Source organism: Ruegeria sp. G12 (genome assembly GCF_056533565.1).
In genome coordinates, this window is sequence record NZ_JBQFOO010000001.1 from 571,553 (window position 1) to 585,429 (window position 13,877).

A 13,877-nucleotide genomic window follows, 5' to 3' on the forward strand; every position below is an offset into this window, starting at 1 on the left:
CCTCACTGAAACTTTGGCATTACATCGTCGATGAAACGGGCCAGCGAGGCGCGCTTGCGTTCGAAACTCATGCCGCTGTCGATCCAGAACGAGTACTCATCATAGCCCAGATCTTCGTACCGTTTCAGCCGGTCCGTCACCCCATCTGCGGTGCCGATTGTCAGATCGCGCGCCAGGTTTTCAGGTGCCATCATCGCGTTTGCCGCCATCTCTTCAGCGGTCAGTTCCTGGATCAGACCCTGCTGGACGGGGCGCTTGTTTTGGAACCAGGCCCCGAAGTAATTGTAGAACCGCGACAATTCCTGCGCGGCCCGTTCCAGATCCGTATCGTCGCTGCCAACATAGGTATGGTGCAGCAGCATGATCTTGGGGCGGGGGCCGTCATAGCTGGTGCAGGCATCTTTAAAGCGGCCCATCAGCGTTTCGATCTCGTCCATACCCTGCCAGAGCGGCGTCACCTGAATGTTAAAGCCATTGTGCACGCCGAACTCATGGCTGTTCGGGTCCCGCGCCGCAATCCAGATGGGCGGTCCACCGGGCTGCGCGGGCTTGGGGGCCGAGGTCGTCGCGGGGAATTGGAAGAATTCACCCTCATGCGCGCAGTCACCGTTCCACAGCTTGGGCAGTAACGGTGTGATCTCTCGCATGCGCTGCCCGGCCTCCCACGCATCCAGACCGGGCATGAGCCGTTCATATTCATAGGAATAGGCCCCGCGCGCGATGCCCAACTCGATCCGGCCACCAGTCATAAGGTCCGCCGCAGCCGCTTCGCCGGCCAGTTTGATCGGGTGCCAGAACGGTGCGACGATTGTGCCGGTGCCGAGTCGCACATTCTTGGTGTGATGCGCAATATCCACCAGTGACATCAGCGGGTTGGGTGCGATGGTGAAATCCATACCATGATGCTCACCGGTCCAGACAGCACGCATGCCCGCCTCATCCGCCATCTTGCACAGCTCAATGAACTCTTCATACAGCTTTTCATGGGGTTGGTCGGGGCTTAGTCGTTCCATGTGAGCAAAAAGGGAAAACTCCATCATTCAGGTCCTTTCCGAAAGGCTATGCATGTCGCCCTGTTGCGCGTCGCCCAAGTAAAGCGAAAAGTCGCGGGTTTGGCTTTCCAGCGCAAAACGGGACATCATGGTGGCAATTGGTGGGGTCGCAAAGTTGAGAGACGCCAGGTCCTTAATCGCGACGGCCATGAACTTGCTGTCACGCGGAAAATCCAATGCAGAGGCAAGAATATAGACATGGTGCGTCGCGGCATCGTCATAGACGGAATAAGCAACGCCCAAACGCACGTTGATCCCGCGATCTGTCAGGTCTTGCCGCAGGCCGTCCCGCAATTGACGCCGGTCAGACAGAGTGACTTGGGGCGGCCTGAAACCGTTATCTGTTTTTTCTAGCAACACACGCCCTGCATGTTCGATGATTGCACCGCAAACGACCTGTCGCCCCGTCGGTTCAAGCGCGCCGCGTTCCAGACCCAGACTGAAATACCTGCCGTTCGCATAGCCAAGCGCAGGGTTTTCGGTATGTGAATACGCCTCGACCTGTCCGATCAGAACGCAATGGTCTCCGGCCTCGACCACTTGACGAGTTCGACAGGTAAACGTGGCGACTGCGTCGTTGATCAGCGGAACGCCTTGTGCATCGAGGCGATGGTCGGCTTTGGCAAATCTGTCGCCTTTGTAACCCGCGAATGTGTTGGATACGTCTTCCTGCCCCTCGGCCAGTATATTCACGGCAAAGTGGCTGCAGGATGCGAAATGGTCGTACGAAGATAGATTCTTGCCCGGACAGACCAACAGCAGCGGCGGGTCGAGCGAAACTGAAGTAAAGGAATTCGCCGTGAAGCCAAGCGGCGTGCCCGCCGCATCACGGGTTGTCACAACCGTTACGCCGGTCATGAAACTGCCGAAAGCACGACGAAGTTCGCGCGGGTCGAGTTTGGTCATGGGTGCACCTCACTCAGAAAGTTGGAAATGGCGGCGTTGACCTGCGTTGCATGGGTCATCGGCATCATGTGGGCCGCCCCTTCGACGATCTGCGCGCGCCCCTTCAACGCCGCGCCCGCCATCGCATGCGACATGTCGGGGGTGGAGTTCGGCTCATGGCTGCCGGTCATGAAAATCGCCGGGCAGGTGAGCTTTTGCAGGTCGTTTGGTTGGGGGAACTGGCTATGGGCAAAGACCGTGTACGCCTGCTTGTAGGCGGCTGGGTTCATGGCTGTCAGCCAATTGCGACACGCTTCCTGTTCAGGAGACTCCGCATCGCCAAACCATCTTTGCAAAGTGCTACTTGGATTGACTTGTGCCCGGCCATCGAGTTCTGCAGCGCGGCTCTGAACCGCCTGCGTCGCCTCGGCACTCCGCTCGAAAATGGCGTTCAAGGCTACGACGCCACCTACTTGCGTTGGAGCTTTGGTGGCCAGATCAAGCGCGATCATCGCGCCCATCGAATGGCCAACCACAAGCACCGGCCCGCTGAGGCTGTTCAGCACATTCAGTGCGGCATCGGTGTATTCTGACAAACCGGCATCGCTACCGATCATGGGACTGCCCCCGTGACCAGGCATATCCGGGGCGGTCAGACGGGCGACTGACGCCAGCTCGTCCAACTGTGCGCCCCAAGCCTCGGCCCTTAATCCGACGCCATGCAACAGAAGAATATCCGGGCCGGACCCGGTTTGAATTGCGACGAGCCCGCCGATCTCAGACCGCGGCCGGGTTGTCCACGTCATGGCCCAAATCCTTGAGATCCTGATAGCGGTCACCGATGCGGTGATGCGGTCTGCTCGACGTTGCCGCCCCCAGAACAACCATGATTTCGTCGTCGCGCGGCGCGTCCGGGATCGAGAATTGAATGGTTAGATAGTGCGAGCGCCGTCCGGCATCGTTCTTGTCCATCAATGGCACCGTGATCGGCGCATTTGCCGGACCACGCGTATTGGTAAACGCCAGATAGGATTTTGCACCGACCGCCTGCCGGTAATGGTTGCCGAACCGCAAAGTGTGGATCAGGCCCGAGGCATGCTCGACCTCGCCATTCAGCCCGACAACAGCGGCTTTGCCATAGGCCTCAATGGCGTCGCCGCTTCCGGCCAGCGCGATCATGCGGTCCGTCATCATCTTGCCAAGGATGGGACCATAAGCCTGAATTTCGGGTTTGAGGTCCTCGACATATCGCCCGGCCCAGGGGTTGGTGAGCACTGCGGCCACGGCAAACATCCGCCACGGGGGGGCCGCAGGGCGGAAGCCTTCGACAAGAACCTCCTCATCGTAGGTCACAATCTTACGTATGTCCGGCTGCATCACACCCTCTCCTGTCGCGCGGATTGACGTTAGAAACGGGTGGGGTTTTTGACAAACGATTGAATTATGTGCTTTGCCAGTAAAAAGACTAATGGCTGGCTTGATCAATGGCGAAATCACTTCCACCTCTGACCTGGTTCCGATCTTTCGAGGCGGCAGCTCGGACCTTGAGCTTTACGGCGGCTGCCGAGGAAATTGGCCTGACACAATCGGCGGTCAGCCAGCAGGTGAAATCACTTGAGATGCGTCTGGGCACCTCTCTTTTTGTCCGGCGTCCCCGAAGCCTGGCCCTGACCGATGCCGGGCGAAAACTACTGCCCGAGGTTGGCAGCGCGCTCGAAGCACTGGCCGCTGCCGCCGGAAGGGTCGATGCCAGCGCTCGCGGAGATACTTTGACCGTGGCGACCTCTGTCAGTATTGCCCAATGGGTTATCGCCCCAAACCTGTCCGAGTTCACTGCGCGCCACCCCGAGATCAGCGTGCGGTTGTTGAGTGCGATCTGGCCCGACGATTTTCATGCATCCCAAGCTGATGTTCAGGTCAGGTTCGGGTCGCAGAAGCAAGTGGGGCAGGGGGCAGAACGCCTGACGCCGGACCGGCTGATCGCTTTCAAATCGCCAACGCTTGTGGGCGACCTGTCTAACCTACCTCTGATCGAGGCCGTCGGCACATCCACCGGGTGGAACACATGGTTTGAGACGCAGGGTTTGCAGCGTCAGCCGACCGTTTTTGTTGATACATTCGGTATGGCGCTGCAGTTGGCGGTGCATGGCGGCGGTGTCGCCCTGGTCAGTGAGCTGCTGGCGAAACACGCGATTGCAACGGGTTTGGTCGAACGCGCACATGGCCACTCGGTCGAAAGCAACGAAGGGTATTATTTATCCTCGAACGCTTCCAATCCCGCTGCCGCGCTGTTTCATAGCTGGTTGCTGGAGCAGGTTGGTGATTGACCAGTCCTGTGCAAAACCTGACCGTCCGCGCTTTACGGTTTCACGAACAATTTGCGGGGCCGCTTGCACAAACACTCTGCCGGTCCGTCGTCCCCGATCAGGATCGACTCGGTGATCGCAAGGCCCCAGTCGTCCATCCATAGCCCGGGCATGAAGTGAAATGTCATGCCAGCTTCCAGGATCGTTTCATCCTCGGCCCGCAGCGAAATCGTGCGTTCGCCCCAATCCGGCGGATAGCTGAGGCCGATGGGATAGCCGCAACGCGCACCGCGCTCGATGCCCGCGCGTTCCAGTGGGGCCGCAAGCGCTGCGGCAATGTCTTTCGCGCGATTGCCGGGTTTAGCAGCGGCCAGACCGGCTTCCAGCCCTTCGACCAGGGCGGCCTCGGCCTGTTTGAGTTGGTCCGGGGGTTGGCCCAGAAACACCGACCGGGTGAACGGCGCATGATAGCGGCGATAGCAGCCCGACAACTCGAAGAAGGTGCATTCGCCACGCTTGAAGACGTCCCCGTTCCAGGTCAGGTGGGGCGCGGCGGCGTCTGGTCCCGATGGCACAAGGGGCACGATGGCTGCGTAGTCCCCCCAATCCTCTCCGACGCCGGTGATCGCATCGTGGTAAATCTGAGCGACCATCTCGTTTTTGCGCAGTCCGGGTTCAACGCGGTCAAGCACGCCGTCTACCACAAACTCGGAAATACGGGCGGCTTTGCGCATCAGTGCAATCTCTTCGTCGGATTTCACGGCCCGTTGCCAGTTTACCAAAGCGGTTGCATCAATCAGCGTTGCGTTGGGCAACTCTTCCACCAATGTCTGATGGGCCTTGGCCGAATAGTAGTAATTGTCCAGTTCTACTCCAATCCGACTGTTCCCATGCCCACAGTCGGATATCACCCTCGCCAGATCCTGCATCGGATGCCGCGTGGTCGACTGAACGAAGTGGTCTGCATAGCCCAAGACCCGCTCGTCACTCATCCATACTGTGCGGAGCGCGCCGTTTGTGTCCTGCTGCCGTCCCCACCAGATCGGGTCTGCGTCCAGAAAGATCAGAGCGCCCTGATGGACGTAGAATGACCAGCCCTCGTAGCCGGTGAGCCATCCGATGTTCGAGGGGTCTTCGACAAACAGGCAGTCTAGTCCTTTGGCAGCCATCGCGTCGCGGGTTTTGGCAAGGCGGCGGTCATATTCTGCCGGGCTGAAGGCTGGGTCGGAATGGGTCATTGGCCTCTCCGGTAATACAACAGAGTTTGGTTGACAGAACTCTACCGATCGGCTCACGTCAACGAGCCATATTTCGGGGGGGGTGCATGAAGTCTGTCAGCAATCCAAGCCGGTCACGGCAAGCGTTGTGTACGCACGTTCCACCGCGCACCGACCCAAAGGCCGTGGGATGAGCGGGTTCGAGCCAGCCGAGTTCGCAGCGCGCACCACACGCGCGCAGGAGTTGATGGTTGCCGCAGGCCTGTCGGCGCTGCTGCTGACCACGGAAACCGATGTTCGGTACTTTACCGGATACCTGACCCGGTTCTGGGAAAGCCCGACCCGCCCCTGGTTTCTGATCGTGCCTGCGACGGATAAACCGGTGGCCGTGATCCCCTCAATCGGGGCCGCGCTTATGGGGCAAACCTGGATTGATGACATCCGAACATGGAGCTCGCCCGATCTGCAGGACGACGGTGTCTCGTTACTGGTTGATGCATTGGCGGAATTGACGCCCGCGTCGGGCCGCATCGGAATGCCGGACGGTCACGAAACACATGCGCGCATGCCGATGGCGGATATCGAGCGCCTGCGAAACAGCCTCGGCCCGCGCCGAATCGTCGGAGATCACGGCATTCTGCGCCAACTGCGTATGGTCAAGTCCGGGGCCGAGATCAGCAAAATCGAAACAGCGTGCAGCATTGCCGGACGCGCCTTCGCCCGCGTGCCCAGGATCGCCCGGGCCGGTGTGCCGCTGGACGAAATCTTTCGCCGGTTCCAGATCCTATGTCTGGAAGAAGGTGCCGATTGGGTGCCCTATTTGGCAGGCGGGGCAGAGCAGGGGGGGTACGCGGATGTGATTTCGCCTGCCTCCGCGTCGCCGCTAGAGGAGGGCGACGTGCTGATGCTGGACACGGGGCTGGTCTGGGACGGGTATTTCAGCGATTTCGATCGCAACTGGTCCATTGGCCCGGCGCGGCCAGAGGTGAAATCTGCTCACGCTCAGCTGATCGAAGCGTCGGATGCAGCGTTCGAAATCGCCCGGCCGGGTGCGACTGCTGCGGACCTTTTTCATGCGATGAATGCGGTGCTGACCAGAGACTCCGAAGGCACAGATGCCGGGCGGCTGGGCCACGGGTTGGGCATGTCGCTGACCGAGTGGCCGTCGCTGATTCCGACCGACCACACCGCCCTAGAACCCGGTATGGTGCTGACGCTGGAGCCGGGTATTGCCGTTGGCGGCAAGATTCTTGTTCACGAGGAAAACATCGTTGTGACCGACGGTGCCCCTCGCTTTATCAGCCCGCGTATCGGGCCGGAGATGATCGAGCTATGACCAACGTTCCCTACACGCTGGACGATGACCCTGGGATCTCACCGCTGGGACTGATCGTTCTGCAGGTCGACGAAACGATCGAACCCGAGTTCAGCGCATATTTCGCAGACAGTGAATGCCCGCTTCATATCACGCGGATACCCAGCGGGATTGAGGTGACGACGGAAAGCCTGGCCGAAATGGAAAAGGCTCTGCCCGCAGCGGCGGGATTGCTGCCAAGTGCACGACCGTATCGCGTGGTGGGGTATGGCTGCACTTCGGCCAGTTCAGTCATTGGGTCAGAGCGTGTGGCCGAGCTTGTGAAACAGGCGTGCAAAACAGACGAAGTTACAAACCCTTTACGCGCCGCCACGGCCTGCGCCGCAGACCTTGGCGTGTCCAAATTCGCGCTGCTTTCCCCGTACATCGAAGAGGTCAACGCCCCCCTGCGCAACGCCTTTCTGGAAAACGGGATAACGATGGATGTATTCGGAACATTCGGGCAGGCCGAAGAAGCAAAGGTCGCGCGAATTTCCGTCCAGTCTGTGATCGAAGCCGCGACAAAACTGGGCTCGGACCCGTCGGTCGAAGCCGTTTTTCTGAGCTGCACCAACCTTCGAACTCTCAAGGCGATCCCTGAGATTCGTGAAAGGATCGGCAAGCCTGTTCTGTCGAGTAATCAAAGCCTTGCATGGCACATGCGCCGTCTCAACTGTGCTGACTAAATAGTAAATATGACGTGAAAATGTGCAAATGCATCATCTGATGTTGCCAAGTGCCCACCGCATGGTTTTTACTGCGGCCTACTGATCAATGAAATCCGAAGCTCTCGGATAATCATTTGACGCAACAGGGGGTCTTGTGACCGACACAAATAACGACGCCGCGTTTGTTGAATTTCAACGCGTTCAAAAGTCTTATGATGGCGAGAATCTCGTCGTCAAAGACCTCAACCTGGCAATGCCGAAGGGCGAGTTCCTGACCATGCTCGGGCCGTCCGGATCGGGCAAGACAACCTGCCTGATGATGCTTGCCGGATTCGAAACTGCCACCCATGGCGAGATTCTTCTGGATGGCAAACCGATCAACAACATCCCGCCGCACAAACGCGGGATCGGGATGGTGTTCCAGAACTACGCGCTTTTCCCGCATATGACGGTGGCCGAAAACCTGTCGTTCCCGCTAGAGGTCCGCAAGTTGGGCAAGTCTGAGCGAGATCAAAAGGTTCAGCGGGCTCTGGACATGGTGCAGATGGGCCAATTCGGGGGGCGGCGTCCTGCGCAGCTCTCGGGCGGTCAGCAGCAGCGGATCGCACTGGCCCGCGCGCTGGTGTTCGAACCCGAACTTGTGCTGATGGACGAACCGCTGGGCGCGCTCGACAAGCAACTTCGCGAACATATGCAGTTCGAGATCACTCGCCTTGCGCATGAGTTGGGTATCACTACCGTCTACGTGACCCATGACCAGACCGAGGCGCTGACGATGTCCGACCGCGTCGCCGTGTTTGACGATGGCCGCATTCAGCAGCTGGCCCCACCGGATCAACTGTATGAAGAGCCTGAGAACAGCTTTGTCGCGCAGTTCATCGGTGAAAACAACACGTTGGAAGGCGTTGTTAAATCGATCGATGGCGATACCTGCCTTGTGCAACTGGATGATGGCTCGGAAATCGACGCGGTGCCTATCAATGTGCACAATCCGGGCGACCGCACCAAGGTTTCGATCCGGCCCGAGCGGGTGGAGTTTAACAAAGATCGTCTGCACGCCGATGCGCATACGCTGAAGGCAACGGTCAAGGAGTTCATCTACATGGGCGATGTATTCCGCTTCCGCATGTCGGTCGCGGGCAATGACGAGTTCATCGTCAAGACGCGTAACGCCCCCGATGCCATCCGTCTGCAAGCCGGGCAAGAGATCGAGATCGGCTGGCTGGCACAGGATTGTCGTGCGCTTGACGCATAGACCAAACCGCGCGGCACAAGCGCGGTTTCACTGAGGGACCGGCTGGCGAAAACCCGTGCGCCAGCTGACCACACAACAAACGGGACATACTGGGAGTAACACATGAAACCAACCAAAACTCTGCTGACAGCGGCGGCTCTGGCCACAGCCGCCGGGGGCGTATCTGCCGAAGAGATGACCATCGTCTCGTGGGGCGGTGCCTATTCCAAATCGCAGCTCAAGGCCTATCACGAGCCCTATTCGGAGAAGACAGGCGTCACCATCCTGAACGATGACAGTTCGAACGAGGCCGTCGCCAAGCTGCGCGCGATGAACGAAGCGGGCAACATCACCTGGGACGTGGTGGATGTTGTGGCCTCGGACGCGATTCGCCTGTGCGACGAAGGCCTGGCGATGGAAATCGACTTTGACAGCCAACTGGCCCCGGCCCCTGATGGCACGCCCGCATCGGAAGATTTCGGTGACCTGCTGGTCAGCGACTGCTTCATTCCGCAGATCGTCTATTCGACCACCTTCGGCTATCGCACCGATCTGGTCGGTGACACCCCGCCGACCGATATCTGCGCCGTGTTTGATCTGGAAGCCTATCCGGGCAAGCGCTCGCTGGAAAAACGCCCGATCAACAACATGGAATGGGCGCTGCTGTGTGACGGTGTGGCCAAGGACGACGTGTATGACGTTCTGGCAACCTCGGAAGGGCAGGAGCAGGCTCTGGCCAAGCTGGACACCATCAAGGACAGCGTCGTCTGGTGGTCGGCCGGTGCCGACACGCCGCAATTGCTGGCCGATGGCGAAGTTGTCATGGGCTCGACCTATAACGGCCGTCTGTTCAGCGTGATCGAAGAGCAGAAGCAGCCCGTTGCCATGCTGTGGGACGCGCAGGTGTTCGACCTTGACGGCTGGATCATTCCCGCCGGTCTGAGCGAAGAGCGCCAGCAGCGCGCACTGGATTACATCATGTTCGCGACCGATACGCAGCGTCTGGCGGATCAGGCCAAGTACATCTCGTACGGTCCGGCCCGCGCCTCGTCGGCTCCGCTGGTTGGCAAGCATGCCGATCTGGGTATCGACATGGCACCGCACATGCCGACCGATCCGGAAAACGCCAAGAACACGTTCCTGTATAACTACGAGTTCTGGGCCGACTACCGCGACGACATCGACGCCAAATTCCAGGCGTGGCTGGCGCAATAAGCGTCTGATTTCGTGATACAGTCGGGGGCGGTGCGCCGCCCCCGGACCAAAGAAAACCCAAGGGGCACCAATGACTGACGCAAGCCAAAACGCAGGAACCATGCTGGCCGCGGATGGAACGCCGCTCAAGCAATCGCTGGCACGTTCGTTGCGGCGGCAAAAGCTGCGCGCGCTGATGCTGGTGGCCCCTTTGCTGCTGTTCGTGCTGTTCTCGTTCATCGTACCGATTGCGGCGATGCTGTTCCGATCAGTGGAAAACAGCATTGTGCAGGAGACGCTGCCCCTGACGGTCGAAGCCTTACAAAGTTGGGATGAGACCAGCGGTGAACTGCCCGATGAGGCGGTCTATGACGCCTTTGTCCGCGACATGGTCGTGGCCGTCGACAACAAAACGCATACCCGGCTGGGCTCGCGTCTGAACTATGAAGAAACCGGCATGTCCTCGATGTTTCGCCGCTCGGGCCGGAAAATGGGCAAGCTGGACCCCGAAACAGATGGGCCGTTCAAGGACCAAGTGATCGAGATTCACGAGGGCTGGGGCGATCCCAACACGTGGGCGGTGATGAAGACCCATTCACCCGCCGTTACCAACGGATACTTCCTGAACGCGGTCGATATGCGCCGTACGCCCGAAGGGGCGCAGTCGCAACCCGAAGACAAGCAGATCCTGATCAAGCTGTTCGGGCGCACGCTGTTCATGTCGCTGGTCATCACCGTGTCGTGCATTCTACTGGCTTATCCGGTCAGTTACCTGCTGGCGACGTTGCCAATGCGGGTGTCGAACCTGCTGATGATATTGGTGCTGTTACCGTTCTGGACCTCACTTCTGGTGCGAACGTCTGCATGGAAGGTGATGTTGCAGCAGCAGGGCGTGATCAATGAAACGCTCGTGTGGCTGGGGCTGGTGGCAGATGACGCGCGATTGGTGATCATCAACAACCAGTTCGGCACGATCATCGCCATGACGCATATCCTGCTGCCATTCATGATCCTGCCGATGTATTCCGTGATGCAGACCATCCCCGAATCCTACACCCGCGCCGCGAAATCCATGGGCGCGACCAACTGGACGACTTTCTGGCGCATCTACTTCCCGCAATCCATTCCGGGCATCGGCGCAGGCTCGATCCTTGTGTTCATTCTGGCGATCGGCTACTACATCACGCCCGAGATCGTGGGCGGCACCAAGGGTGTCTTTATCTCGAACCGGATCGCGTACCACATCTCGTCGTCGCTGAACTGGGGGCTGGCCGCGGCGCTGGGGACGATCCTGCTGGGCGTCGTGCTGCTGCTCTACTGGGTCTACGACAAGATCGTGGGCATTGATAACGTGAAGCTGGGATAATCGACATGGCCGCACTGACACCGATATCCCGCAAGCCCCTGTCCATGGTCCTGCCCAGTGTCGCACTGGCAGGGGCCTTTGCCGGCGTCTTCGTCGGCGCGGGCAATGGTTCGGTCTTCCTCGGGCTTCTGGGCGGAGCTGTCCTGATTGCAGGGCTGGCCTGGGTCTACATCAACGTCGTCAAAAACGAAAAACTGGCGCGCTGGGTCAACATCATCGGTTTCGGCCTTGTTGGGTTTTTGATGGCTGGCCCGATGGGCGGCGTTTTGGGGCTGCTGGGCGGCTGGTTCTTCATCTGGTTCACCTACTGGCTGTACGAGGGGCGCTACCGGCGCAAACTGCTGCCCTATCTGACCCCGAAACAGGTGTTCTATCACTACCTGTTCCGCGTGATCTGCGGCGCGATCTTCGTCTTCCTGATCACCCCGATCCTTGTGGTGCTGCCACTGTCGTTCAATGCACAGGATTTCTTCACCTTCACGCCAGAAATGCTGCGACTGGACCCCGAGGGGTACTCGCTGAAGCACTACCGCGACTTCTTCACCAACAATGAATGGCAGCGCAGCTTCAAGAACTCGCTGATCATCGCGCCGATCGCGACGGTTATTTCGGTGACATTGGGCACTCTGGCCGCGATTGGGCTTAGCCAGTCCCACGTTCCGGGGCGACGGGCGATCATGGGTATCCTGATCTCTCCGATGATCGTGCCGCTGATCATCTCAGCTACCGGCATGTTCTTTTTCTACAGCGATATCGGTCGGTTCCTTGAAGGAACTCTGGGGATGAACAAGAACTTTGTGGGCTACCTGAAAGTCATTCTGGCCCACGCGGTTTTGGGTATTCCCTTCGTGATCATCACCGTCACCGCAACGCTCGTGGGCTTCGACCGGTCTCTGACCCGCGCTGCGGCGAATATGGGGGCGGGCCCGGTTCGTACATTCTTCAAAATTCAGATGCCGCTAATCCTGCCGGGTGTGATCTCGGGCGGTTTGTTTGCCTTCATCACCTCATTCGATGAGGTTGTCGTGGTCCTGTTTGTGGGCTCCGCCAGCCAGAAGACCTTGCCCTGGCAGATGTTCACCGGCCTGCGCGAACAGATCAGCCCGACCATTCTGGCGGTGGCGACGATCCTTGTGGTTCTGTCGATTGCCCTGCTGACCACGGTTGAACTGCTGCGGCGTCGCTCAGAGCGATTGCGGGGGCTTTCGCCCGCTTGACGGACGATCTGCGCTGATCTAACGATTTACCCGTTCATCCCAGCCGCGATGGCGTCGCGGAACGCTTGGGATGATCGGCTCTCGGACCCCGAGACCGCCTGTCCTGAACGCCGGGACATGTGGCCGGGCTTTGCACACCCGGCAGAGATGAGAGACCAGATATGACAGACCTTTCAAAACGCCCCGAATTCTTCACCTGCCACAATGGCGACAAGGCCCCGCTGTCGTTCAGCAAGGCCGAGTATGATCGCCGTCTTGGCAAACTGCGCGCCATCATGGCGGCGCGGGATATCCCGGTGGTACTGCTGACGTCGATGCAGAACATCGCCTACTACTCGGGGTTTTTGTATTGCTCCTTCGGACGGCCCTATGGCTGCGTCGTGACGCAGGACGCCTGCACCACAGTCTCGGCCAATATCGACGCGGGCCAGCCCTGGCGACGCTCGGTCGAGGACAACGTGATCTATACCGACTGGAAGCGCGACAACTACTGGCGCGCCGTGGCCAGCCTGATCGGGGGAGCGAAGCGGATCGGTGTCGAAAGTGACCACATGACTCTGGCCGCCCGCGACACCGCGCTTGCGATGCTGGGCCAGCCCGAACTGATCGACATCGCGCCTGACACCATGGCCGCGCGTATGGTGAAGTCCGCCGAAGAGATCGAACTGATCAAAGGCGGCGCGCGCACTGCTGACGTGGGCGGAGCGGCCATTCACGCCACCATCCGCGAAGGTGCCACCGAGATTGAGATCGCCATGGCTGGCCGCGACGCGATGGAGGCGGAAATCGCCCGCGCCTATCCCGAGGCTGAGTACCGCGACACATGGGTTTGGTTCCAGTCGGGACTCAACACCGATGGGGCGCACAACCCGGTCACCAAACGCGCGCTGCAAAAGGGCGATATCCTGTCGCTGAACACCTTCCCGATGATCTCGGGCTACTACACCGCGCTGGAACGGACCCTGTTTCTGGGCGAGCCGGATGCCGACAGCCTGCGCATCTGGAACGCCAACGTGGCCGCGCATGAACTGGGGCTGAGCCTGATCAAGCCCGGTGCCACTTGTTCCGGCATCACCGCCGAGATCAACCGCTTCTTTGCCGAAGAGGGCCTGCTGCAATATCGCTCGTTCGGCTACGGCCACTCCTTTGGCGTGCTCAGCCACTACTATGGGCGCGAGGCCGGGCTGGAGTTGCGCGAAGACATCGACACGGTATTGGAGCCGGGCATGGTCGTCTCAATCGAGCCGATGCTGTGGATTCCTGAGGATCAACCCGGTGCTGGCGGCTACCGCGAGCATGATATTCTGGTGGTCAAAGAAGACGGTGCCGAGAATATCACCGGTTTCCCATACGGGCCGGGTCACAACATCATCGGGGCCTGACA

13 protein-coding genes are annotated in these 13,877 nt (G+C 59.5%); 8 read left to right on the top strand and 5 right to left on the bottom strand.

The features are described from left to right. Positions 1-2 precede the first annotated feature (2 nt). Genes ACR0JN_RS02795 through ACR0JN_RS02810 form a run of 4 tightly spaced genes read right to left on the bottom strand, consistent with a single transcriptional unit; the run spans position 3 to position 3,314 of the window. Positions 3-1,037 carry an LLM class flavin-dependent oxidoreductase gene (locus ACR0JN_RS02795; protein ID WP_480884047.1) on the bottom strand — a complete coding sequence of 345 codons (1,035 nt, stop codon included), beginning with the start codon at positions 1,035-1,037 and terminating at the stop codon, positions 3-5. Between the two features lie 3 nt (positions 1,038-1,040). Continuing rightward, on the bottom strand, positions 1,041-1,958 hold the full coding sequence (locus tag ACR0JN_RS02800) for a flavin reductase family protein (protein WP_480884049.1): 918 nt from the start codon (positions 1,956-1,958) through the stop codon (positions 1,041-1,043). Then, positions 1,955-2,743, bottom strand: coding sequence for an alpha/beta fold hydrolase (locus tag ACR0JN_RS02805; RefSeq protein WP_480884051.1), 789 nt, complete (start codon positions 2,741-2,743; stop codon positions 1,955-1,957). Before ACR0JN_RS02805 ends, ACR0JN_RS02800 begins: the two co-directional genes overlap by 4 nt. Beyond that, entirely contained in the window at positions 2,715-3,314 is a 600-nt protein-coding gene (locus ACR0JN_RS02810) for an amino acid synthesis family protein (protein ID WP_480884053.1), read from the bottom strand. The genes ACR0JN_RS02805 and ACR0JN_RS02810 overlap by 29 nt, the downstream gene beginning before the upstream one ends. A gap of 107 nt (positions 3,315-3,421) precedes the next feature. Between ACR0JN_RS02810 and ACR0JN_RS02815 the strand changes: the two genes are divergently transcribed. After that, positions 3,422-4,264: a LysR family transcriptional regulator gene (locus ACR0JN_RS02815; protein WP_480884055.1), complete on the top strand. Its 843-nt coding sequence runs from the start codon at positions 3,422-3,424 to the stop codon at positions 4,262-4,264. A 32-nt stretch (positions 4,265-4,296) separates the two neighbouring features. Here ACR0JN_RS02815 and ACR0JN_RS02820 read toward each other — a convergent pair whose 3' ends face one another. After that, entirely contained in the window at positions 4,297-5,481 is a 1,185-nt protein-coding gene (locus ACR0JN_RS02820; RefSeq protein ID WP_480884056.1) for a M24 family metallopeptidase, read from the bottom strand. A 169-nt stretch (positions 5,482-5,650) separates the two neighbouring features. On the opposite strand from ACR0JN_RS02820, the gene ACR0JN_RS02825 reads away from it, so the two are divergent. The 7 genes from ACR0JN_RS02825 to ACR0JN_RS02855 all read left to right on the top strand — a co-directional run bounded on the left by ACR0JN_RS02825 (position 5,651) and on the right by ACR0JN_RS02855 (position 13,875). Then, a complete protein-coding gene (locus ACR0JN_RS02825; RefSeq protein ID WP_480884058.1) occupies positions 5,651-6,796 on the top strand; it encodes a M24 family metallopeptidase in 1,146 nt (381 codons plus the stop codon). Then, positions 6,793-7,500 carry a maleate cis-trans isomerase family protein gene (locus tag ACR0JN_RS02830; protein WP_480884060.1) on the top strand — a complete coding sequence of 236 codons (708 nt, stop codon included), beginning with the start codon at positions 6,793-6,795 and terminating at the stop codon, positions 7,498-7,500. Before ACR0JN_RS02825 ends, ACR0JN_RS02830 begins: the two co-directional genes overlap by 4 nt. Before the next feature lie 136 nt (positions 7,501-7,636). After that, on the top strand, positions 7,637-8,737 hold the full coding sequence (locus ACR0JN_RS02835) for an ABC transporter ATP-binding protein (protein WP_480884062.1): 1,101 nt from the start codon (positions 7,637-7,639) through the stop codon (positions 8,735-8,737). Between the two features lie 102 nt (positions 8,738-8,839). Further along, entirely contained in the window at positions 8,840-9,931 is a 1,092-nt protein-coding gene (locus ACR0JN_RS02840) for an extracellular solute-binding protein (RefSeq protein WP_480817463.1), read from the top strand. Between the two features lie 70 nt (positions 9,932-10,001). Further along, a complete protein-coding gene (locus tag ACR0JN_RS02845) occupies positions 10,002-11,276 on the top strand; it encodes an ABC transporter permease (RefSeq protein ID WP_480884063.1) in 1,275 nt (424 codons plus the stop codon). Positions 11,277-11,281: 5 nt separating this feature from the next. Further along, positions 11,282-12,493, top strand: coding sequence for an ABC transporter permease (locus ACR0JN_RS02850; RefSeq protein ID WP_480884065.1), 1,212 nt, complete (start codon positions 11,282-11,284; stop codon positions 12,491-12,493). A gap of 161 nt (positions 12,494-12,654) precedes the next feature. Continuing rightward, the gene (locus ACR0JN_RS02855; RefSeq protein WP_480884067.1) at positions 12,655-13,875 is read left to right on the top strand and encodes an aminopeptidase P family protein; all 1,221 of its coding nucleotides are present in this window, start codon (positions 12,655-12,657) and stop codon (positions 13,873-13,875) included. Positions 13,876-13,877 lie beyond the last annotated feature (2 nt).

Coding starts and splice junctions, on each gene's coding strand:
- ACR0JN_RS02795 (WP_480884047.1), bottom strand. CDS start 1,037: ATGGAGTTTTCCCTTTTTGCTCACATGGAACGACTAAGCCCCGACCAA.
- ACR0JN_RS02800 (WP_480884049.1), bottom strand. CDS start 1,958: ATGACCAAACTCGACCCGCGCGAACTTCGTCGTGCTTTCGGCAGTTTC.
- ACR0JN_RS02805 (WP_480884051.1), bottom strand. CDS start 2,743: ATGACGTGGACAACCCGGCCGCGGTCTGAGATCGGCGGGCTCGTCGCA.
- ACR0JN_RS02810 (WP_480884053.1), bottom strand. CDS start 3,314: ATGCAGCCGGACATACGTAAGATTGTGACCTACGATGAGGAGGTTCTT.
- ACR0JN_RS02815 (WP_480884055.1), top strand. CDS start 3,422: ATGGCGAAATCACTTCCACCTCTGACCTGGTTCCGATCTTTCGAGGCG.
- ACR0JN_RS02820 (WP_480884056.1), bottom strand. CDS start 5,481: ATGACCCATTCCGACCCAGCCTTCAGCCCGGCAGAATATGACCGCCGC.
- ACR0JN_RS02825 (WP_480884058.1), top strand. CDS start 5,651: ATGAGCGGGTTCGAGCCAGCCGAGTTCGCAGCGCGCACCACACGCGCG.
- ACR0JN_RS02830 (WP_480884060.1), top strand. CDS start 6,793: ATGACCAACGTTCCCTACACGCTGGACGATGACCCTGGGATCTCACCG.
- ACR0JN_RS02840 (WP_480817463.1), top strand. CDS start 8,840: ATGAAACCAACCAAAACTCTGCTGACAGCGGCGGCTCTGGCCACAGCC.
- ACR0JN_RS02845 (WP_480884063.1), top strand. CDS start 10,002: ATGACTGACGCAAGCCAAAACGCAGGAACCATGCTGGCCGCGGATGGA.
- ACR0JN_RS02850 (WP_480884065.1), top strand. CDS start 11,282: ATGGCCGCACTGACACCGATATCCCGCAAGCCCCTGTCCATGGTCCTG.
- ACR0JN_RS02855 (WP_480884067.1), top strand. CDS start 12,655: ATGACAGACCTTTCAAAACGCCCCGAATTCTTCACCTGCCACAATGGC.